The sequence below is a fragment of the Streptomyces sp. NPDC026575 genome, from assembly GCF_055567415.1.
Map to the genome: position 1 here is coordinate 52,209 of NZ_JBVHQM010000018.1, position 20,494 is coordinate 72,702.

The 20,494-nt window shown below is 71.9% G+C and carries 18 protein-coding genes and 2 tRNA genes; 18 read left to right on the plus strand and 2 right to left on the minus strand.

The annotated features are described in order from the left end of the window. Positions 1 to 46: 46 nt before the first annotated feature. The 3 genes from ACZ4NB_RS24440 (at position 47) to ACZ4NB_RS24450 (ending at position 3,300) form a co-directional block, all read left to right on the plus strand. The gene (locus ACZ4NB_RS24440; RefSeq protein WP_467664695.1) at positions 47 to 1,315 is read left to right on the plus strand and encodes a glutamate-5-semialdehyde dehydrogenase; all 1,269 of its coding nucleotides are present in this window, start codon (positions 47 to 49) and stop codon (positions 1,313 to 1,315) included. A 108-nt stretch (positions 1,316 to 1,423) separates the two neighbouring features. After that, positions 1,424 to 2,068 (plus strand): SCO2584 family spore wall biosynthesis protein, encoded by a 645-nt coding sequence (locus tag ACZ4NB_RS24445; protein ID WP_467664697.1) that lies wholly within the window; start codon positions 1,424 to 1,426, stop codon positions 2,066 to 2,068. Between the two features lie 107 nt (positions 2,069 to 2,175). Continuing rightward, positions 2,176 to 3,300: an SCO2583 family membrane protein gene (locus ACZ4NB_RS24450; RefSeq protein WP_467664699.1), complete on the plus strand. Its 1,125-nt coding sequence runs from the start codon at positions 2,176 to 2,178 to the stop codon at positions 3,298 to 3,300. A gap of 67 nt (positions 3,301 to 3,367) precedes the next feature. On the opposite strand, the gene ACZ4NB_RS24455 is transcribed toward ACZ4NB_RS24450, so the two are convergent. Then, the gene (locus ACZ4NB_RS24455; protein WP_467664701.1) at positions 3,368 to 4,462 is read right to left on the minus strand and encodes a M48 family metallopeptidase; all 1,095 of its coding nucleotides are present in this window, start codon (positions 4,460 to 4,462) and stop codon (positions 3,368 to 3,370) included. Positions 4,463 to 4,615: 153 nt separating this feature from the next. Between ACZ4NB_RS24455 and ACZ4NB_RS24460 the strand changes: the two genes are divergently transcribed. The 9 genes from ACZ4NB_RS24460 to ACZ4NB_RS24500 all read left to right on the plus strand — a co-directional run bounded on the left by ACZ4NB_RS24460 (position 4,616) and on the right by ACZ4NB_RS24500 (position 9,688). Then, a complete protein-coding gene (locus ACZ4NB_RS24460; protein ID WP_393486909.1) occupies positions 4,616 to 4,765 on the plus strand; it encodes a hypothetical protein in 150 nt (49 codons plus the stop codon). A gap of 129 nt (positions 4,766 to 4,894) precedes the next feature. Then, entirely contained in the window at positions 4,895 to 5,056 is a 162-nt protein-coding gene (locus ACZ4NB_RS24465; RefSeq protein ID WP_384426823.1) for a hypothetical protein, read from the plus strand. Between the two features lie 54 nt (positions 5,057 to 5,110). Next, positions 5,111 to 5,722 (plus strand): nicotinate-nucleotide adenylyltransferase, encoded by a 612-nt coding sequence (gene nadD, locus ACZ4NB_RS24470; RefSeq protein WP_467664703.1) that lies wholly within the window; start codon positions 5,111 to 5,113, stop codon positions 5,720 to 5,722. 24 nt (positions 5,723 to 5,746) lie between these two features. Then, positions 5,747 to 7,537 carry an LCP family protein gene (locus ACZ4NB_RS24475; protein WP_467664705.1) on the plus strand — a complete coding sequence of 597 codons (1,791 nt, stop codon included), beginning with the start codon at positions 5,747 to 5,749 and terminating at the stop codon, positions 7,535 to 7,537. A gap of 247 nt (positions 7,538 to 7,784) precedes the next feature. Continuing rightward, positions 7,785 to 8,219: a ribosome silencing factor gene (gene rsfS, locus ACZ4NB_RS24480; protein ID WP_384489552.1), complete on the plus strand. Its 435-nt coding sequence runs from the start codon at positions 7,785 to 7,787 to the stop codon at positions 8,217 to 8,219. Beyond that, a complete protein-coding gene (locus ACZ4NB_RS24485; protein WP_467664887.1) occupies positions 8,216 to 8,869 on the plus strand; it encodes a histidine phosphatase family protein in 654 nt (217 codons plus the stop codon). Before rsfS ends, ACZ4NB_RS24485 begins: the two co-directional genes overlap by 4 nt. Before the next feature lie 112 nt (positions 8,870 to 8,981). Next, positions 8,982 to 9,054 (plus strand) — tRNA-Ala (locus ACZ4NB_RS24490). 148 nt (positions 9,055 to 9,202) lie between these two features. Continuing rightward, a complete protein-coding gene (locus ACZ4NB_RS24495) occupies positions 9,203 to 9,451 on the plus strand; it encodes a hypothetical protein (RefSeq protein WP_467664707.1) in 249 nt (82 codons plus the stop codon). A 3-nt stretch (positions 9,452 to 9,454) separates the two neighbouring features. Then, positions 9,455 to 9,688, plus strand: coding sequence for a hypothetical protein (locus ACZ4NB_RS24500; protein WP_030413843.1), 234 nt, complete (start codon positions 9,455 to 9,457; stop codon positions 9,686 to 9,688). An 82-nt stretch (positions 9,689 to 9,770) separates the two neighbouring features. Here the strand turns inward: ACZ4NB_RS24500 and ACZ4NB_RS24505 are convergent, their stop codons facing one another. Continuing rightward, positions 9,771 to 11,114 carry a glycosyltransferase 87 family protein gene (locus tag ACZ4NB_RS24505; protein WP_467664709.1) on the minus strand — a complete coding sequence of 448 codons (1,344 nt, stop codon included), beginning with the start codon at positions 11,112 to 11,114 and terminating at the stop codon, positions 9,771 to 9,773. 204 nt (positions 11,115 to 11,318) lie between these two features. On the opposite strand from ACZ4NB_RS24505, the gene ACZ4NB_RS24510 reads away from it, so the two are divergent. From ACZ4NB_RS24510 to ACZ4NB_RS24535, 6 genes are all read left to right on the plus strand, one after another. Then, positions 11,319 to 11,391: transfer RNA gene (locus ACZ4NB_RS24510), tRNA-Ala, on the plus strand. A 360-nt stretch (positions 11,392 to 11,751) separates the two neighbouring features. After that, positions 11,752 to 13,710 carry a S53 family peptidase gene (locus ACZ4NB_RS24515; protein ID WP_467664711.1) on the plus strand — a complete coding sequence of 653 codons (1,959 nt, stop codon included), beginning with the start codon at positions 11,752 to 11,754 and terminating at the stop codon, positions 13,708 to 13,710. 320 nt (positions 13,711 to 14,030) lie between these two features. Further along, positions 14,031 to 16,919 carry a leucine--tRNA ligase gene (locus ACZ4NB_RS24520; RefSeq protein WP_467664713.1) on the plus strand — a complete coding sequence of 963 codons (2,889 nt, stop codon included), beginning with the start codon at positions 14,031 to 14,033 and terminating at the stop codon, positions 16,917 to 16,919. Between the two features lie 364 nt (positions 16,920 to 17,283). Beyond that, entirely contained in the window at positions 17,284 to 18,123 is an 840-nt protein-coding gene (locus ACZ4NB_RS24525) for a hypothetical protein (RefSeq protein ID WP_467664715.1), read from the plus strand. A gap of 251 nt (positions 18,124 to 18,374) precedes the next feature. Continuing rightward, a complete protein-coding gene (locus tag ACZ4NB_RS24530; protein ID WP_467664717.1) occupies positions 18,375 to 19,220 on the plus strand; it encodes a DegV family protein in 846 nt (281 codons plus the stop codon). A 278-nt stretch (positions 19,221 to 19,498) separates the two neighbouring features. Continuing rightward, positions 19,499 to 20,389, plus strand: coding sequence for a ComEA family DNA-binding protein (locus tag ACZ4NB_RS24535; protein WP_467664719.1), 891 nt, complete (start codon positions 19,499 to 19,501; stop codon positions 20,387 to 20,389). Positions 20,390 to 20,494 lie beyond the last annotated feature (105 nt).

Below are 20,494 nucleotides of genomic sequence, written 5' to 3' on the forward strand. Positions count from 1 at the left end.
GAGATACCCCCGGGCGGCGGCCCGGCCGCCCGCTAGGCTTTCGGCCATGACCAGCAGCGCATCGCAGAGCTCCCCCGTCCTTGAGACCGCCCGCCGCGCGCGGGAGGCGGCCGCCGTCCTGGCGCCGCTGCCGCGTACGGCCCGCGATGCCGCCCTGCTCGCCGTCGCCGACGCCCTGGTGGAGCGGACCGACCGGATCGTCGCCGCCAACGCCCAGGACGTCGCCAAGGCCCGGGAGGCCGGCACCGCCGAGTCGATCGTGGACCGGCTCACCCTCACCCCGGAGCGGATCGCGGCCATCGCCGCCGACGTCCGCCAGGTCGTGGCGCTGCCCGACCCGGTGGGCGAGGTGGTGCGCGGCTCGACCCTGCCCAACGGTCTCGACCTGCGCCAGGTCCGGGTCCCGCTCGGCGTGATCGGGATCATCTACGAGGCCCGGCCCAATGTGACGGTCGACGCCGCGGCGCTGTGCCTGAAGTCCGGCAACGCCGTCCTGCTGCGCGGCTCGTCCTCCGCCTACGCCTCCAACAGCGCCCTGGTGGACGTGCTGCGCGACGCCGTGCAGAGCGCCGGCCTGCCGGCCGACGCGGTGCAGCTGGTGCCCGGGGAGAGCCGCGAGTCGGTGCGGGAGCTGATGCGTGCCCGCGGCCTGGTCGACGTGCTGATCCCGCGCGGCGGCGCCTCGCTGATCCGTACGGTCGTCGAGGAGTCCACCGTCCCGGTCATCGAGACCGGCACCGGCAACTGCCATGTCTACGTCGACGAGGCCGCCGACATCGACATGGCCATCGACATCCTGATCAACTCCAAGGCCCAGCGGCCCAGCGTCTGCAACGCCGCGGAGACCGTGCTGGTGCACGCCGGGATCGCCGAGAAGTTCCTGCCGCGTGCCCTGGAGGCGCTGACCGAGGCCGGCGTGATCGTGCACGGCGACGCCGCCTGGCAGCAGGCCGGCCCCGGGCTGGTCGCCCCCGCCACGGACGAGGACTGGGCGACGGAGTACCTCTCGTACGACATCGCGGCCGCCGTGGTGCCCGACCTGGACGCGGCGGTGGCGCACATCCGGCGCTGGACCTCCGGGCACACCGAGGCCATCGTCACCACCTCGCAGGCCGCCGCCCGCCGGTTCACCCAGTTGGTGGATTCCACCACCGTCGCGGTCAACGCCTCCACCCGCTTCACCGACGGCGGCCAGTTCGGCTTCGGCGCGGAGATCGGCATCTCGACCCAGAAGCTGCACGCCCGCGGCCCCATGGGCCTGCCGGAGCTCACGTCCACGAAGTACATCGTCACGGGCGACGGGCACACCCGCTAGCCACCGTTCGTCGTGGTGGACCGGGGCGGAGCCGTTGAAGGGTGCGGCTGGTGGTTCTCCCTGCCGGATCCCTGCCCAAATCGACGGCCCGGGGGCTAACCTGGACGGGTGCCGGACGACGTGGGGGGCAAGCCGTTCCCGGACGGCGAGGAGCCCGACGAGCACCACCACGGGAGCCACGGAAGAGCGGACGAGGAGTTCGCTTCCGTGGTCTTCGACGAGGAATTCGTCCGGTCCGCACAGGTCCACGAGCCCTCCGCGGTCGAGCGCATGCTGGCCGCCGCGGAGGCGCGCGCCGAGGCCGAGGCAGCCCGTTCGGGAGCCGGCTTCGGCCCCGACGGCGACGACCCGGGCGAGACCGCGGCCCGCGGCCGCCGCGGCCCGGGAGCCGACGACTACGACGCGTACGGCGACGAGTACGAGGACGACGGCGGTTACGGCGAGTACCACCCCTACGGCCCCTACGGGGGCTCGCTGCGCCCCTACAGGGGCAGCACCCGCTGGCACCGCCCGGTCGCCTGGGTGCTGGCCGTCGTGATGGGCATCGGGCTCGTCGCACTGGCCTTCAGCGCCGTCTATCGGGGCGCCTCCGGACGGAACCAGAGTCCGGCTCCGGCGCCCACGACCAGCGGGGTGGACCTCCCGGCCACCAGCGGCGCGGACAGTGTCCGTACGGCGCGGCCGGGCCTGCCGTCGCTGCCGTCCGCCGGGTCGGTGCGCCCGTCGTTCTCGGCGGTGCCCAGGCCGCAATGACGGCGGAGCAGCCTGCCCGTGATACGGGTCCGCGAAACGGAATCTTTCGCTGAAGTTGCCCGGCGCCCCGGCGTTTACCTTCGCCCCGGCAGACCTACCCTTGTTGTATGACCGGGCCTGGTGACCCTCCCGAAGGGACGCCCAACGGCGCCTCGGGAGGCGGTGAGGACGAATACCGATCCGTCGTCTTCGACGAATCGTTCGTGCGGGCTGCCCGACTGCAGGAGTTCTCCGCGGACGAGCGGCTGGGTGAGCATCATTCACCGGCCGTGAAGACCCGGCATGCCTGGATGCGACTGGGCGGCTCGCGGCAGGCCATCCTGCTGGTGCTGCTGATCGTGCTCGCCTTCGGCACCGCCGTCTACATGGGCATCCGGCATCCCTACAAGACCCCGGAGCAGTCCGGGGTGCAGCCGCTGCGCTCCTCCGTCGTGCCGCTCGCGCCGAGCGGGGAGGTACCGGGCGCGACACCCGAGGACCTCTTCGCGCACAGCCCCGCGGCCGACTACAAGATCGGCGCCGCGGGCGTGAACCTTCCCCCCGTCGCCCGCACCGAGCACTTCTCCGACGGCCAGATCATCTCGGCCCTGACCATCGCCAAGGACTACATCGTCCAGTCGTCGCTGGAGCCGGCCACCCTCACCGGCAACTCCGTGCGTCCGGTGCGGCTGCTGCTCGACACCGGGCAACTCGACCAGTTCGACCGGAGCCTGGCGCACCCCGACGACAACGGCCGCGATGCGGCGACCGGTTGGCTGGTCCGCTTCGACCCCGCCCTCACCCGGCTCGCCGACCGGGACATCCGGGTCAACGGCACGCTCTCCGCCTCGGAGTTGAGCCCGGACGCGCTCGTCGTCACCGCCGACTACACCTTCGTCTACGCCGTACGCCCCGCCCCCGGCGCACCGCAGAAGCCGGGCGGGGCGCAGGCCGGCAAGGCCACCCCGGGCGCCGCCTCGCTGGTCACCGTGCGGCGGGAGATGCACTTCCGGGTCGGGCGCGAGGACCTGGCCGACCACCGCCTGGAGCTGCTGCAGAGCAGTCTGCAGGCCGGGCCGCTGGCCTGCTCCTCGCGGCCGGCCGACGCACTGCGCCCGCTGTTCGCGGGACAGCACGCCGGCCATGACCGGCCCGCGGGCACCGACCCCTATGCCAGGGACCGGGCCAACCCCTCGCTCTGCGGTGAGCTGGCACCCTCCGCCCAGCCGAAGCCGAGCCGTCCGATCCGCTAGCCGACCCGCTGGGCCGTGTGGCGTCCGGTCCGTCGGCAAGGCCGCCGGCTCGGGTGCCGGCGGTCCTTCAGGAGTCCTCCGAGCCGCCCGCGCCACCGGAGCCGTTGGCGCCGCCCGAGGTGCCGGGGCGCTGGCCGCCGCGGAAGACCGTGTCCCGCAGCTTGCCGCCCAAATCGCCCGCACCGCCCGCGATATCGCGGACCAGGCCCATCAGCGGGTCCTTGCTGTTGCGCACCGAATCGGCGTAGTGCGCCGCGGAGTCCCGGAAGGAGTCGGAGACGGAGGTGTCCTTGTCCTCGTCCCGACGGGGGTAGTGGCCGTCCATGATCCGCTGGTAGTCGCGGCTGGCCGCCCACTTCTTGAGCTCGGCCGCCCGCACGGTCGTGAACGGGTGGCTGCGCGGCAGCAGGTTGAGGATCTTCAGCACGGAGTCGCGCAGATCGCCGCCGGACTCGTACTCGTCGGCCTGCTTGAGGAAGGCGTCCACATTCATCTCGTGCAGATGATTGCCGCCCGCCAGCTTCATCAGGCCGCGCATCGACGCCTGCAGATCCTGTCCGACCAGCAGACCGGCGCGGTCCGCGGACAGCTCCGACTTGCGGAACCACTCGCGCAGCGCCGTCACGATCGCCATGATCGCGACGTTGCCCAGCGGGATCCAGGCGACCTTCATCGCCAGATTCGTCAGGAACAGCAGGATCGTGCGGTAGACGGCGTGCCCGGACAGCGCATGGCCGACCTCGTGGCCGATGACCGCCCGCATCTCCTCCTCGTCGAGCAGCTCGACCAGGCCAGTGGTCACCACGATGATCGGCTCGTCGAGGCCGATGCACATGGCGTTGGGCTGCGGGTCCTGATTGACGTACATCGGCGGGACCTTCTCCAGGTCCAGGATGTAGCAGGCGTCGCGCAGCATGTCGTTGAGGTGCGTGAACTGCTGGTCGCTGACCCGGACCGAGTCCGACAGGAACAGCAGCCGGAGGCTGCGCTCCGGCAGCAGGCCGCTGAGCGTCTTGAAGACGGTGTCGAACCCGCTCAGCTTGCGCAGCGCGACCAGCGCCGAACGGTCCGCCGGGTGCTCGTACGACCGGGAGGAGATTCCGGGGAATCGCCGCCGGTCCCGGCTCGGTACGTTTTCGCTGCCGCCTGGGCTCTCCGTCATTGGGGCCTCCCCCTGTTCGACTGCGTGTGTTTCAGACTAGAGGACGCCACTGACAACCGATTGGATGCTCGGGCGTACGCTGACGATCGCACCACTGACCGCACAGGCCCGGACAAACAACCCACGGGCCGGTACCCGAGGGAGCGCATCGTCATGCCGCATCCGAGCGTGCTGCTCGCCGCCGCCCAGGAGACCGCCCACGACGTCGGCCCCGGGTGGATCCTGCGCACCGTGATCATCGCCGGCGTGATCGGCGCCGTCCTGCTCGCCTGGTTCCTGCTGCGCGGCTACGGCCAGGACTGACCCCGCCGGTCCTCCCGGGCCCCTTCGGGAGGTGTCCGGGCGGAGTCGCCGTGAGCCCGCGGTGAGCCGCCGCTTACGATGTGGTGGAAGTCTCTGCCCGACCCCCAGCCCGGATTGGTCCTGCCGACGATGAGCCTGCACACCACCGCACAGTCCCTGGTCTCCCTCGCCGAAGGCGAGCACGCGGGTGGCGGCCACGCCAGCCTCAGCCCGTATCTGACCGGCGGCGGCGCCCTGTTTATCCTGCTCCTCCTGCTCTGGATCACCACCCGCTTCAACCGGGACCGCTAGAGTCGACGGCACCCGGCCCCCGGCATCGCGCGCCGCCCAGTAGGGTCTGCACGCATGGGAGAGCACACAGGGCCCGTGAAGCGGCGACTCGGAGTGATGGGCGGCACGTTCGACCCGATCCATCACGGACACCTGGTCGCCGCCAGCGAGGTGGCCAGCCAGTTCCACCTCGACGAGGTCGTCTTCGTGCCCACGGGGCAGCCGTGGCAGAAGAGCCACAAGAAGGTCTCCCCGGCCGAGGACCGCTATCTGATGACGGTCATCGCGACCGCCTCGAACCCGCAGTTCTCCGTCAGCCGTATCGACATCGACCGCGGCGGCAAGACGTACACGATAGACACGCTGCGTGATCTGCGTGCCGAGCACCGCGACGCGGATCTGTTCTTCATCACCGGCGCCGACGCGCTCAGCCAGATCCTCACCTGGCACGATGCCGCGGAGCTGGTCTCACTCGCCCACTTCATCGGGGTGACCAGGCCCGGCCACGTCCTCGCGGACCCCGGGCTGCCCGAGGGAGCGGTGTCCCTGGTCGAGGTGCCCGCTCTGGCCATCTCCTCGACCGACTGCCGGGCGCGCGTAGCCCAGGGGGATCCGGTCTGGTACCTGGTGCCGGACGGTGTGGTGCGCTACATCGACAAAAAACAGCTGTACCGCAACGACCGCTGACGGGGCTGACGGAAAGGGGCACCGGTGAGCGACCGACCAGATCCGTACGGGCCGCAGGACCCGTATGCCCATGACCCGTATGCCCGCGACCAGCAGGGGCAGCCGGGCTACACCTACGACGCCTACGGGCAGCCGGTCTACCGCGACGCCGCACAGCCGTCGTACGAGCAGACCTACGACCCGTACGGGCAGCAGCAGTCCGCGCCGCCGGCCTACGAGGGCTATGACCCCTACGGTGTGCAACAGGGGCACCAGGGCCAGCAGCCCTACCAGGAGCAGAGGGGCCATACGGCCCAGCCGGAGTACGGCTACGACCCGTACGGCGGCCGGCAGGTGCAGGCCCAGCCCGGCTACCCCCAGCAGTACGACCCCTACGGCCAGCCGCAGCAACAGCAGCAACAGCAGCAGGAGTGGATCCCGCAGCAGACGCCGCCCTCGCCCTACGAGCAGCTCTCCCAGGACGAGCCGCAGCGGCCGCCGGCCCAGCGCCGCGCCCCGTCGCAGGGCCGCGAGGAGCCGGACGTTGCGGGCGGCTCCCCGGGGCCGTCCTCGGCCGGCCCGGATTACCGCACCGAGCAGTTCGACTTCATCGAGGAGCCGGACGAGGACTCCGAAGACGTCATCGACTGGCTGAAGTTCACCGAGAGCCGCACCGAGCGGCGCGAGGAGGCCAAGCGGCGCGGACGCAGCCGGCTGGTCGCGCTGTCCGTCGTGGTGGCCCTGCTGCTCGCCGGCGGCGCCGGCTACCTGTGGTGGGCGGGCAAGCTGCCGGGCCTCTCCGGGCCGGACACCGGCAAGGCGGCCGAGGCCGGCGGCCAGAAGCGCGACGTGCTCGTGGTGCACCTGCGGGACACCCAGTCCGGCCGGAGCTCCACGGCCCTGCTCGTCGACAACGAGACCACCCACAAGGGCACCACCGTCCTGCTGCCCAACACCCTCGTCGTCCCCAAGGACGACGGCAGCGCCACGACGCTCGGCAAGTCCGTCAAGGACGACGGCTCCGAGCCGACCCGGGACTCCCTCAACAGCCTCCTGGGCGCCGACCTGAAGGCCACCTGGCGGCTGGACACCCCGTACCTGGAGAACCTCGTCGAGACGGTCGGCGGGATCACCCTCGACGCCGACGCCACCGTTCCCGGTGCCAAGAAGGGCGCCTCCCCGGTGGTCAAGCAGGGCGGCGGCCGGGACCTCAATGGCCAGGCGGCCGTGGCCTATGCCACCTACCAGGCGCCGGGCGAGACCCAGATCAAGCAGCTCCAGCGGTTCGGGCAGGTCATGCAGGCGACCCTGAAGAAGGTCTCCAGCGACGCCGACGGCGCCACCGCCACCGTCAAGGCGCTGCTGCAGGTGCTCGACCCGCCGCTCACCGAGGCCCAGCTGGGCAGCTCGCTGGCGCAGCGGGCGGAGCTGGCGAAGACCGGCGCGTACCGCACGACCCTGCTGCCCGTTCAGGCGAACGGCACGCTCAGCCCCGCCACGGCGGCCAGTGTGGTCAAGGACGTGCTCGGCGGCACGGTCAAGAAGACCGCCCCCGACGCGACCGCCCGGGTGGGGGTCCGCAACGCCACCGGCGACAAGGCCGCCACCGGCAAGGCGCAGGTCGCACTGCTCAACGGCGGCTACGGCTTCGTCGACGACGGCACCGACGGGGTGGCCAGGACCGCCTCCCAGGTCACCTACGGGGACGCCGCCCAGAAGGCGAAGGCCGCCGAGGTCGCCAAGACGCTGGGGCTGCCGGCGAGCGCGGTCAGGCAGGGCAAGGTCGCCTCGAACGTCGACATCGCCGTGGTGCTGGGGCGGGACTACAAGGGCTGACGAGCGGGACGCCCGGCCCCCACTGTGGGGCCGGGCGTCCCCCGTCGCGGCCCTGACCAGCCAGAACGGCGGATCCGGCCGGGGCGTTCGAAAACTCTGGCGGGGGTGTCGGCGGTCCGTGAGACCCTTGAGGGGTACCTGACCGCCGATCCGGTTGCCATGGGGACCGCGGCCCGCGCCGTGGCTCGGCCGAGCGCCCCGCTCCCCGCCCCGCCGGAGACGCCGCCCTCGACCCGGAAAGCCGCTTGTGACCGCCACGGACCGTTCCATCGAGCTCATCAACGCCGCCGCCCAGGCCGCCGCCGACAAGCTCGCGCACGACATCATCGCCTACGACGTCAGTGACGTCCTCTCGATCACCGACGCCTTCCTGCTGGCCTCGGCGCCCAGCGACCGCCAGGTCAAGTCGATCGTCGACGAGATCGAGGAGCGCCTGAGCAAGGAACTCGGCGCCAAGCCGGTCCGCCGCGAGGGCGACCGCGAGGCCCGTTGGGTGCTGCTCGACTACGTCGACATCGTCGTGCACATCCAGCACAGCGAGGAGCGCGTGTTCTACGCGCTTGAGCGGCTGTGGAAGGACTGCCCCGAGATCGACCTCCCCGAGGAGGCCAAGGCCACCCGGGGGAAGGCCGCGGCGCACGCCGAGGCCACGGCCGGGCAGCAGGACGGAGAGCTGCTCTGAACGGCACGAAGAGGGCGCCCGGCCGCCGTATCGTCCTGTGGCGCCACGGCCAGACGGCCTGGAATCTGGAGCGCCGCTTCCAGGGCTCGACGGACATCGAGCTGACCGAGGCGGGCCGTGCCCAGGCGCGGCGCGCCGCCCGGCTGCTCGCCGCGCTCAGGCCGGACGCCATCATCGCCTCCGACCTCCAGCGGGCCGCGGCCACGGCGAACGAACTGGCCGCCCTGACCCGCCTTGAGGTGACGCATGACGCCGCCCTGCGGGAAACCTACGCCGGCGCCTGGCAGGGGCTCACACACGACGAGATCCTCGCGCAGTACGGCGAGCAGTACTCCGCCTGGAAGCGCGGTGAGCCGGTGCGGCGCGGCGGCGGCGAACTGGAGACCGAGGTCGCCGACCGGGCCGCCCCCGTCGTGCTCAACCACGCCGGGAAGCTGCCCGAGAACGGCACCCTGGTCGTCGTCAGCCACGGCGGCACGATCCGTACGACCATCGGGCGCCTGCTCGGCCTGGACGCCCACCACTGGGAGGGCCTGGGCGGTCTGTCGAACTGCTGCTGGTCCGTGCTGGGCGAGGGCGCGCGCGGCTGGCGGCTGTTGGAGCACAACGCCGGCACCCTGCCGGAACCGGTGCTCGGCGACGACGACTGAGCCCCGCGGAGCGGCCCCGGCCGACCGGATTTCACATCTGGGCAGGTCGCAGGCTAAAGTTCATCTTGTTCGCGGCGCCGCCGGGGAAACCCGGAGGAGCGGAACAAGACCCGGGGCTATAGCTCAGTTGGTAGAGCGCCTGCATGGCATGCAGGAGGTCAGGAGTTCAATTCTCCTTAGCTCCACAATCCGGATGATCCCGTCTCCCTCAGGAGGCGGGATCTTCGCTTTGTACGGGCCGCCACCCGCGCCGGCGTGACGTGAAGTCGGGCCTGACCCGGTCGGCGGTCCGTGGCAGAATCGGACGGCGCCGGCAGGGGAGGAGAGATCGCGATGCCCACGAGCATCCTTGAGGAGGTCAACGACCTGCTCGAAGTGGCCGAGGCGCAGGGCTATGACTGGCTGCCGGAATACGCGCTCCGCTTCACCTGCCCCGTTGACGGTCCGGCGTCGGTGTGCGGCGCCAGAGCCGCTTCCGCCCTGCAGTGCCCGTCGTGCGGCTCGTCCCATGTGGCGCAGGTACTGGGTGACAACGGAGGCATTTCCTTCGTCTGTACGGCCTGCGGCCACAGTTGGAGCTGATGGATGGGCGCCCACAGCAGGAAATGTGACTGGTGCGGCAGCGGTACGCCGATCGTCCGCGACATGGAACCCGTCAACACCGACTACCAGTACTGGTGCGAGGAATGCGCCCGTGCCCTGGTCATAAAGGGCGATCCGATCGAGACCTACCGGGAGCTCGACGGGGAGCCGATCTACGGGCGGCTGCTGGACGAGCACTGCACGCTGAAGCGGTTCTATTCGTTCGCGACGGCCTGAGCGCGGCCGCGCGCCCGCCGACCGCGACCGGCCCGGCTCAATTCCGTGGCACCACGGAGCGGTTCGGGCGGGAACGAGCGGCTCAGCCGCCGCCGGCGACCTCGGCCGGTTCGGCCCCGCCGCGGTGCCGCGTCCGTCCGCCGGACCGCCACAGCCGCGCACCGGCCAGGGCCAGTACGGCCAGTCCGGCGATCGGATAGACACCGGAGAGCAGCATCTGGACGCCGTTCTGGTGCAGTTCCTGGTGGTGGTTCCAGCGGTGTGGCACCCACCACAGGGCGAACGAGCTGAACAGCACGCCCAGCCCGATCGCGGCCGTCCACCAGCGGCGGGCGGCGGCGCCCGTACGGTGCAGCGCCTCGGAGCCGCACAGGATCAGCACCGGTACGCACCACACCCAGTGGTGGGACCAGGAGATCGGACTGACCAGGAGGGCGGTCGCCGCGCAGGCCGCGGCCGCCCAGGCGCGCTCCCCGCGCAGCAGCGAACCGGCCGCCAGCGCCAGGCCCAGGAGCGCGGTCAGGCCCGCGAGAACGATCCAGGAAGCGCCGGGTTCGTGGGTGTGCAGCAGCCGGGCGAGGGCGCCGCGCAGCGACTGGTTCGCGGTGATCTCCACCTCGCCGACCCGGTCGGCGGCGAAGACGATCTCGGTCCAGAAGCGGTGTGCGTCGCGCGGCAGCGCCAGGGCCGACACAACGGCGGTGGCGAGGAACGTGGCGGTGGCCACGGCGGCCTGCCGCAGCCAGGGGTTCCAGGCGGCGCGCGCCCCCGCCCCGGAGCGGAGCAGCTGGGCGGCCCGCAGGGCGCCGGCCAGTGCGAGGGACACCGCGAACAGCGCCGGTGTCAGCTTGATGCCGGCCGCGATACCGATGCCGACGCCCGCGAGCCGGTTGGTGTCCTTGCGGGTGAGGTCCCACAGGACCAGCGCGGCGAGCAGGAGGTTGATCTGCCCGTAGCGCAGCGTCGTCCACACCGGCTCGCACCACACCAGCAGCGCGGAGACGGCCAGGGTCGCGGCGGGCCGGGGGAGGCGCCGGGGCCGGTCGGCCAGGCGCAGCGAGAGGTGGACGACGGCGACGAGCAGCAGGAGGTTGCCGGCGGTGGCGAGGGTGCGCATCTCGGGGACGCCGAGGAGCGTGAGCGGGGTGAACAGCAGCGCCGCGAAGGGCGGGTAGGTGTTGGGCAGCCGCGCCGAGGTCGCCACCATGTCGTAGAGGGACCCGCCGGCGCGGACGGTGTCCCCCTCGGCCCGGTAGACCATCAGGTCGATCATCGTCACGTGCGCGAGGCGCTGCGCGATCCAGAAGGCGGTGAACGAGACCAGGCAGGCGAGGGCCGCCGCGAGGGTCGGGTACCGGCGTATGGCGCCTCTGCCGGTGGCCGGGCCGCCGACATCGGTGGACTGTTCCAGCTCCAGCGCGGTCACGGCGTACGGCTCCCCCAGGACGAATCGGGCACGTATTGCCGACAGTACCGCGCGTCCCGCCGAAGGGCCCCCGAGGGCGCTACGGCCCGAAGGGACTCGTCCAGGGGCGGTGGCCGGGTGACGGGTGAGCGATTTGGCAGAAGGCGGGGAGGTCCGTGTAATGTAGGCGATGCCGCAGCGGGGAACCGGGCGGAGACAAGACCTGGGGCTATAGCTCAGTTGGTAGAGCGCCTGCATGGCATGCAGGAGGTCAGGAGTTCAATTCTCCTTAGCTCCACAAATACAGAGCAGGCCGTCCATTGCGGACGGCCTGCTCTGTTGTGCGTAGGGCGGTCTCTTGGATGGGCGGTGCCGGGGCCCGCAAAAGCGGGGGCCCGATAGGGCGTCGCTGATATCCGGTCACCGCCCCGCCTCCCGGGCCCAGTTGAGCGCCTGCCTCATGCCCCTCCTCGTGACCGGCCCTTGTCGTTCCTTGGGCTCTTCTTGGTGATCGCATGCCCCTGACATGAACGGTTCACCGAAAGAGTGGCGAACCGCGTGAGCACCACATCCCGCGCATTCACCGCTCGTGAGGTGCCGCACCGCCGCACCGGCGCAGCCACCCCACGGCGCACCGCATCGGCACACAGGGGGTTACATGAGATCAACCCGCACCAGATCACCGCGTGCCCGCGCCCGTCTGGCCTGGGCGGCGACGCTGCCGCTGGTCGCCGGCGCGCTCGCGCTCGGCGCGCCCGCCGCCGGCGCCGCGGGCCACGACGACGGCCGGCACGCGCTGCAGGGCACCAAGCCCCTGTGGGCCACCCGGCAGGCCGACCAGGGCGCCACCGCCGCCGCCACGGCCGTCAGCGCCCGCGTCTACCTGGCCGGCCGCGACGCCAAGGGCCTCGCGGACTACGCCAGGGCCGTGTCCGACCCGCACTCCGCCGCGTACGGGAAGTATCTGAGCCCCGCCCAGGTGCGCGCCCACTACGGCGCGACGCACGACCAGATAGCCAAGGTGACCGACTGGCTGGAAGAGTCCGGCCTGAAGGTCACCGGCACCACCAACCGCTACCTCGCGGTCAAGGGCGACGCGGCCGCCGCCGAGCGCGCCTTCGCCACCGACCTGCACAACTACCGCAAGGCCGGGCACACTTACCACGCGCCGTCCACCACGGCCTCCGCGCCCGCCTCGCTGGCCGGCGCGGTGCTGACCGTCACCGGCCTGGACAACGCGCCCAAGCTCGCCAAGCACCACTCCGGTGAACTGCCCCCGCCGGAGGGCGTCTTCCGCAACTCGGGGCCGTTCTCCTCGTACTACGGCTCGAAGACCGCCAAGGAGCTGCCGCCCGCCTACGGGAGCAGGGCGCCGTACGCGATCAAGGGCTACACCGGCCGGCAGCTGCGCGCCGCCTACGGGGCGAAGAAGTGGACCGGCAAGGGCGTCACCGTCGCGATCACCGACGCCTACGCCTCGCCGACGATCGCCCCGGACGCGGCCCGGTACGCCGCCCGCAACGGCGACCCCGGTTACCGCAGCGGCCAGCTCTCCCAGGTGCTGCCCAAGGACTACACGCACATCGAGGAGTGCGGCGCGGCCGGCTGGTACGGCGAGGAGACCCTCGACGTCGAGGCCGTGCACGCCGTCGCCCCCGACTCCGACATCGTCTACGTCGGCGGCGCCTCCTGCATGGACGACGATCTGCTCGACTCGCTCGGCAAGATCGTCGACGGGCACCTCGCCGACATCGTCTCCAACTCCTGGGGCGACATCGAGGCGAACGAGACCCCGGACGTGGCCGCCGCCTACGACCAGATCTTCCAGCAGGGCGCCGTACAGGGCATCGGCTTCTACTTCTCCTCCGGTGACAACGGCGACGAGGTCGCCAAAACCGGCACCAAACAGGTCGACACCCCCGCGAACTCGGCATGGGTGACCGCGGTCGGCGGCACCTCTCTGGCCGTCGGCAAGCACGACGCCTACCAGTGGGAGACCGGCTGGGGCACCCAGAAGGCGGTCCTTTCCAAGGACGGCAGTAGTTGGGCCGGCTTCCCCGGCACCTTCAACGGAGGCGCCGGGGGCGGCACCAGCAAGACCGTCCCGCAGCCCTTCTACCAGCGCGGAGTCGTCCCGGACGGGCTCTCCGGCGGCGGCCTGAAGGGCGCCATGCGCACCGTCCCGGACATCGCGGCGGTCGCCGACCCCAACACCGGGTTCCTGGTCGGCCAGACCCAGACCCTGCCGGACGGTTCGCTCGGCTACGACGAGTACCGCATCGGCGGCACCTCCCTGGCCGCGCCGGTGATCGCGGGCGTCCAGGCGCTGGCGCAGCAGGCCCGGCACGGCGTCGCCATCGGCTTCGCCAACCCCGCCATCTACCAGCGCTACGGCACCGCCGCCTACCACGACGTCACCGACCACCCGCTGGGCGCCGGCCGGGACCTGGCCGTCGTCCGGGTGGACTACGTCAACGGCACCGACGACGCCAAGGGCACCACGACCTCGCTGCGCAGCCTGGGCAAGGACAGCTCCCTGCATGCGGGCGTCGGCTACGACGACGTCACCGGCGTGGGCACTCCGGGCGCCGGATATGTGAGCTCCTACCGCCCCTGACGGCCGCCGGGGCACGGCACCGCCTCCCCGCACCGCCCGTGCCCCGGTGGAGCGGCGGCAGGAGCCAGGGGTAACGGGGGACGGGGCCCGTCTGGGGGTAATCCTCAGCGCGGGCCCCGTACGCCCTGCGGTACCCTGACGCCATGCGTGCCGTACGCCTTCTGCTTAGCGGGCCGCGCTGATCAGTACCGACGGATGACCGACCCCGTCGGAATCGGCGCGGCTTCCCCTCCTGTGCGAGGGGTCTTTTTGTTTCCGGCGGACGCCGGGGACGAGGCGCGTTTCCGCAGGCAGAGACGATCGATGGAGCTTTGAGGACGATGAGCGAGACGACCAACGCTGCCGAGGTGGCAGCGCCGCACCGCTATACGGCCGCGCTGGCCGCCGACATCGAGGCACGCTGGCAGGACTTCTGGGAGGCGGAGGGGACCTACGAGGCCCCCAACCCGAAGGGCGACCTGGCCGGGGACCCCACCGCGGTGGCCCGCCCCAAGAAGTTCATCATGGACATGTTTCCCTACCCGTCGGGCGCCGGCCTGCACGTAGGCCACCCCCTGGGCTTCATCGCCACCGACGTGTACGCCCGCTACCAGCGGATGACGGGCCACAACGTCCTGCACACCCTGGGGTTCGACGCCTTCGGCCTGCCCGCCGAGCAGTACGCCGTCCAGACCGGCACCCACCCGCGGGTCTCCACCGAGGCCAACATCGTGAACATGCGGCGCCAGCTGCGCCAGCTGGGCCTGGGCCACGACCCGCGCCGCTCGATCGAGACGATCGACCCGGCGTACTACAAGTGGACCCAGTGGATCTTCCTGCAGATCTTCAACTCCTGGTACGACCCGGAGGCGGACGCGGCCCGCCCGATCGACACCCTGGTCGCCCAGTTCGAGGCCGGCACCCGCCCGACCCCCGACGGCCGCCCCTGGGCCGAGCTGAGCCCCATCGAGCGCGCCAACATCCTGGGCGAGTACCGCCTGGCGTACGCCTCGGACGCGCCGGTCAACTGGTGCCCCGGTCTGGGCACGGTGCTGGCCAACGAGGAGGTCACCGCCGACGGCCGCTCCGAGCGCGGCAACTACCCCGTCTTCAAGGCCAAGCTGCGCCAGTGGAACATGCGCATCACCGCCTACGCCGACCGGCTGCTGACGGACCTGGACCAGCTGGACTGGCCGGAGGCCATCAAGCTGCAGCAGCGCAACTGGATCGGCCGCTCCGAGGGCGCCCGCGTCGACTTCCCGGTGGGCGACGAGAAGATCACCGTCTTCACCACCCGTCAGGACACCCTGTTCGGCGCGACGTACATGGTGCTGGCCCCCGAGCACCCGCTGATCGCGGGCGCCGACAACGGCACCGGCTCGATCGTCCCGGACGCCTGGCCCGAGGGCACCCACGACGTGTGGACCGGCGGCCACGCCACCCCGGCCGAGGCCGTCGCCGCGTACCGCAAGCAGGCCGCGTCCAAGTCGGACGTGGAGCGGCAGGCCGAGGCCAAGGACAAGACGGGCGTCTTCACCGGCGTCTACGCCACCAACCCGGTCAGCGGCGAGCAGGTCCCGGTCTTCATCGCCGACTACGTCCTGATGGGCTACGGCACCGGCGCGATCATGGCCGTCCCCGCGCACGACACCCGCGACTTCGCCTTCGCCCGCGCCTTCGAGCTGCCGATGCGCTGTGTCGTCGAGCCGTCGGACGGCCGCGGCACCGACCCGTCCACCTGGGACGACGCCTTCGCCTCGTACGACGCGAAGATCATCAACTCGTCCGGCGGCACGATCTCGCTGGACGGCCTGGGCGTCACCGAGGCCAAGGCGAAGATCACCGAGTGGCTGGCCGCCCAGGGCATCGGCGAGGGCACCGTCAACTTCCGGCTGCGCGACTGGCTGTTCAGCCGACAGCGCTACTGGGGCGAGCCGTTCCCGATCGTCTACGACGAGGACGGCGTGGCGCACGCGCTGCCCGAGTCGATGCTGCCGCTGGAGCTGCCCGAGGTCGAGGACTACTCGCCCCGCACCTTCGACGCCGACGCCGCCGACACCCAGCCGGAGACCCCGCTGTCCCGCAACGAGGACTGGGTCAACGTCGAGCTGGACCTGGGCGACGGCGTCAAGCGCTACCGCCGCGAGACCAACACCATGCCCAACTGGGCGGGTTCGTGCTGGTACGAGATGCGCTACCTGGACCCGGGCAACCCCGACAAGCTGGTCGACCCGGACGTCGAGCAGTACTGGATGGGACCGCGCGAGGGTCAGCCGCACGGCGGCGTCGACCTGTACGTGGGCGGCGCCGAGCACGCCGTACTGCACCTGCTGTACGCCCGCTTCTGGTCCAAGGTGCTGTTCGACCTGGGGCACGTCTCGTCCGCCGAGCCGTTCCACAAGCTGTACAACCAGGGCATGATCCAGGCATACGTCTACCGGGACGCGCGAGGCATCGCCGTCCCCGCGGCGGAGGTCGAGGAGCACGAGGGCGGCGTCTTCTACTACGAGGGCGGCAAGGTCTCCCGGCTGCTGGGCAAGATGGGCAAGTCCCTGAAGAACGCCGTCACCCCGGACGAGATCTGCGCCGAGTACGGCGCGGACACCCTGCGCCTGTACGAGATGGCGATGGGCCCGCTGGACGTCTCGCGCCCGTGGGACACCCGCGCCGTCGTCGGCCAGTACCGCCTGCTGCAGCGCCTGTGGCGCAACGTCGTGGACGAGGCCAGTGGCGAGGTGACCGTCGTCGACACCGAGCCCGACGAGGCCACCCTGCGCGCCCTGCACAAGGCCATCGACGGCGTCACCCAGGACATGGCGAACCTGCGCTTCAACACCGCCATCGCCAAGGTGACCGAGCTGAACAACCACCTGACCAAGACGGGCGGCCCGATCCCCCGCTCCGTCGCGGAGCAGCTGGTCCTGCTGATCGCCCCGCTGGCCCCGCACATCGCCGAGGAGCTGTGGCGCAAGCTGGGCCACACCGGCACCGTCGTGCACGCGGACTTCCCGGTCGCCGACCCGGCGTACGTCGTGGACGAGACCGTGACCTGCGTCGTCCAGATCAAGGGCAAGGTCAAGGCCCGTCTGGAGGTCGCTCCCTCGATCTCCGAGGCGGACCTGGAGGCGACGGCGCTGGCCGAGCCTGCGGTGGTCGCGGCGCTGAACGGCGCGGGAATCCGGAAGGTGATCGTCCGGGCGCCCAAGCTGGTGAACATCGTCCCTGCGTAGTCGCCGGTCGCCGCGGGTGCCCGGTCCGGAGCGGTTCCGGGCACCTGGGGCGGCGGGGCTGGTGGCCGTGGCCGGGGCGTGTCGGGCGGTAGCGCCGTGGTCGGGGCGTGTCGGGCGGTAGCGCCGGTGGTGGCCGGGCCGGGCTGCGTCGGGCGGCTTGAGCTGGGCACTCCGGCGGGTGCTCCGGTCGGCACTCCGGGCGGCAGCGCCGGGTCCGGTGCAGGCTTCAGGCAGGCCATAGGTGGTTTCCCCTACGGGCAGGTTGGGGGTTCGTCAGGAACCCGCAACCTGCCCCGGCCGTTTACGGTGGAGATACAGGGCGCGGGTGAGAACCGGCGCCGCCGACCGTGCCTGGGGAGAGCCCATGGAAGCCGCTGCCGCCATCCTCGGACTGCTCTTCTTGCTGTTCGTGCTGGCCGGGGTGTGGGTGACCGTGAAGGCGGTCAAGGCGGCCAAGCGCGGCGTGGACCGCACCGTCGCCCAGGCCCGCCGGAGCGTCGAGGACACCGCCCTCCGGGCCCGCCAGCTCGCCCAGCCCGGCGTCGTCGGCGAGCTGGCGCAGCTGCGGATCTCCCTGCGTACGTCCATGCGCGCCACCCAGGACGTGCTCTACGGCGGCGCCCCGGAAGACGCCTCCCTCAGCGAGGCGATCGGCCTCTTCGAGCGGCTGAGCGCCCATGGCCATGAGCTGGACGCCGAGCTCAAGCGCCTGGAGCGGGAGCCCGACCGGGCCACCATCACCGCCCGCCTCCCGGAGCTGCGGGAGCGTACGGAGCGGATCACCCACTCCGCGGAGTCGCTGCGCTGGGCGGCCCGCGACCGCGCCCGCAAGTTCGCCGACGACGACCTCGCCGCGCTGAGCGACCAGATCGACGTGGAGTCGGGCGCGCTGCGGCACTGGACCGAGGACGAGCCGACCACGGATCCCCTGCGGGAGCCGGTGCAGGAGCGACGAGGACAGCAGCACGGCCCCGGCGCCGCGAGCCGGCCGGGGGCGGACGGTCCCGCCCGCCCGGCGGCGCACACCGCAGGCGGCGCGTCGGACGCCGGCACCCGGCGGGGCCCGGCCTCGGACACGACCGACGCCGACTACTCCTGGGGCCCGTCCCCCGAGACCCCGCAGGCGATCACCGCCCGCGACCCGCGCACCCAGCAGACCTACCCCTGGCAGAAGGCCCCGCGAACGGAGGGCACGACGACATGAACGCGTAGCGGGAGGAGACGGGGGTGGGTGGGGGCGGGGCGGGGCCCCGGGGAAGGCGATGACGAAGGCAAGCGCCGGCACCCCCCCAGAGCACGGCCGAGCGCAACGGCGACGCCGACGGCGATGACGAGCGCCGAGGGGGATGACAAAGTCACCCGGGGGGCACTTGGCAGAGCCTTGGCGAAACCTGGAAGATCTTCGGGAGGGGGCCGCACTGTGCGGCGTCTGCATCCCCGGATAACCTCCCAGTCATGTCCCGCCATGTCGCGATCGTCACCGATTCCACGGCCTACTTGCCGCGGACGGCTGTCGAACGCCACCGCATCACGGCCGTTCCGCTGACCGTCGTCCTGGGGGACCAGGCCCTGGAAGAGGGCACCGAGATCTCCGCGAGATCCCTCGCCCAGGCGCTCCAGAAGCGCCACCCCGTGACGACTTCCCGCCCCAGCCCCGCGGTGTTCGCGGACACCTACCGGAAGGTGGCGGCGGCCGGCGCGAGCGCCATCGTCTCGCTGCACCTCTCCTCGGAGTTCTCCGGCACCTACGACGCGGCGGTGATGGCGGCCCAGGACGCGCCGGTCCCCGTACACGTCGTGGACACCGGAATGGTCGCGATGGCTCTCGGGTTCTGCGCCCTCGCCGCGGCGGAGACCGCGGAGGCCGGCGGTGACGTGGACGAGGCCGTGGCCGCCGCGGAGAAGCGCGCAGCGGGTACGTCCGCCTACTTCTACGTCGACACCCTGGACTATCTGCGCCGCGGCGGCCGCATCGGTGCCGCCCAGGCCCTGCTCGGCTCCGCACTCGCCGTCAAACCGCTGCTTCAACTGGCCGACGGGCGGATCGAGCTGCTGGAGAAGGTCCGTACGGCCTCCAAGGCCATCGCACGGCTTGAGGAGATCGCGGCGGAGCGCGCGGGCGAGGACCAGGTCGATATCGCGGTGCACCATCTCGCCGCGGCGGAGCGCGCGGAGGCGCTGGCCCTGAGGCTCCGGGAGCGGGTCCCGGGTCTGAACGAACTGCATGTGAGCGAGGTCGGTGCGGTGATCGGCGCGCACACGGGGCCGGGGCTGCTGGGAGCCGTGATCTCACCGCGTTGAGAGAGGCTGCCGGGTGCCCTTGTGGGTGACGCGGTTATCCACAACTCGGGTGTTGTCCACCGATTCTGAGGCGCCTCGGCGAGATCTGCGCGAGGTGCTTAGCGTCGGTCGGTATGAACTCGCTTCGGTCCGCTCAGTCGGCTTCCTCGCCCTCGTCCGCCTCCTCGGCTCCTCCCTTCTCCCCGGGAGCTTCCTCCTCTCCCACGTCAGGTCCCTTCTCCGCCCCGGCAGCCTCATCGGTGGCCGCAGGGGCGTACGACCCGTCGGGCCCATCCGTAGTGACGGGGTCGCGGGAGTGGGAGCGGGAGCGCGTACGGGCCCGTGTCGCGGCGGTCTTCGGCGAGGCAGGTGCGGCTGAGCCGGCCGGACCGCCGCCTCCCGGGCACGATCCACCCGCCCGGCGCCGCCGGGAGCGAGCCTGGCTCGCGGTGCGTGAACGGCTGCCCCTGTGGGTGCAGTTACGGTGCGGCACCGACCCGAAGGCGCTCGCCGCGCTGGTGCTGGTGCTCGTGGTCGCGGTGGGCTTCGCCGTCCAGCATTTCTGGGCCGGGCGCCCGGAGCCGGTACGCGCCCCGGCGGTCGAGGGGGCGCCTGGCGTGCCCGGCCCGGGGGCCGGCACGCGATCGTCCTCCCTGCCGTCACCGCCGTCCGCATCGTCTTCCGGCGCGATGGCGAATGGTCCGCCGGGCGGTGGTGGACGGCAGTTGGTCGTCGACGTCACCGGCAAGGTCCGGCATCCCGGAATCCACCGGATGCCGCCGGGTTCCCGGGTGATCGACGCGTTGTCGGCAGCGGGCGGTGTGCTGCGCGGGGCGAACACCCGCGGGCTGAACCGGGCGCGGTTGCTGACCGACGGTGAACAGATCGTCGTCGGTGTGCCCGGGGCCGGGGCCGGGGCCGGGATCGGTGGTGATAGTCCTGGCACGGCGGGGGCCGGCGGGGTACCAGGCGCCGGGTCCGGGCTCAGCGGGCCGAGCGGGCCGGTCAGCCTCAGTGCGGCGACCGAGCAGCAGCTCGACGCGCTGCCGGGGGTGGGGCCCGTCCTGGCCCGCCACATCATCGAGTTCCGCACCCAGCACGGCGGGTTCACCGCGGTGGAGCAGCTCCGCCAGGTGACCGGTATCGGAGAGCGCCGCTTCGCCGACCTTCGCCCACTGGTGGAGCCATGACCGGCCCGCGGCCCCCGGTCCACGCCATGGCGGCCTCCGCGCGCGGCGCCTCGGACCCTCATCAGGACGGCCCGGCCGATCTGCGCCTGGTCGCGCCCGCACTGG

Coding starts and splice junctions, on each gene's coding strand:
- ACZ4NB_RS24440 (WP_467664695.1), top strand. CDS start 47: ATGACCAGCAGCGCATCGCAGAGCTCCCCCGTCCTTGAGACCGCCCGC.
- ACZ4NB_RS24450 (WP_467664699.1), top strand. CDS start 2,176: ATGACCGGGCCTGGTGACCCTCCCGAAGGGACGCCCAACGGCGCCTCG.
- ACZ4NB_RS24455 (WP_467664701.1), bottom strand. CDS start 4,462: ATGACGGAGAGCCCAGGCGGCAGCGAAAACGTACCGAGCCGGGACCGG.
- ACZ4NB_RS24460 (WP_393486909.1), top strand. CDS start 4,616: ATGCCGCATCCGAGCGTGCTGCTCGCCGCCGCCCAGGAGACCGCCCAC.
- ACZ4NB_RS24465 (WP_384426823.1), top strand. CDS start 4,895: ATGAGCCTGCACACCACCGCACAGTCCCTGGTCTCCCTCGCCGAAGGC.
- nadD (WP_467664703.1), top strand. CDS start 5,111: ATGGGAGAGCACACAGGGCCCGTGAAGCGGCGACTCGGAGTGATGGGC.
- ACZ4NB_RS24495 (WP_467664707.1), top strand. CDS start 9,203: ATGCCCACGAGCATCCTTGAGGAGGTCAACGACCTGCTCGAAGTGGCC.
- ACZ4NB_RS24500 (WP_030413843.1), top strand. CDS start 9,455: ATGGGCGCCCACAGCAGGAAATGTGACTGGTGCGGCAGCGGTACGCCG.
- ACZ4NB_RS24515 (WP_467664711.1), top strand. CDS start 11,752: ATGAGATCAACCCGCACCAGATCACCGCGTGCCCGCGCCCGTCTGGCC.
- ACZ4NB_RS24520 (WP_467664713.1), top strand. CDS start 14,031: ATGAGCGAGACGACCAACGCTGCCGAGGTGGCAGCGCCGCACCGCTAT.
- ACZ4NB_RS24525 (WP_467664715.1), top strand. CDS start 17,284: ATGGAAGCCGCTGCCGCCATCCTCGGACTGCTCTTCTTGCTGTTCGTG.
- ACZ4NB_RS24530 (WP_467664717.1), top strand. CDS start 18,375: ATGTCCCGCCATGTCGCGATCGTCACCGATTCCACGGCCTACTTGCCG.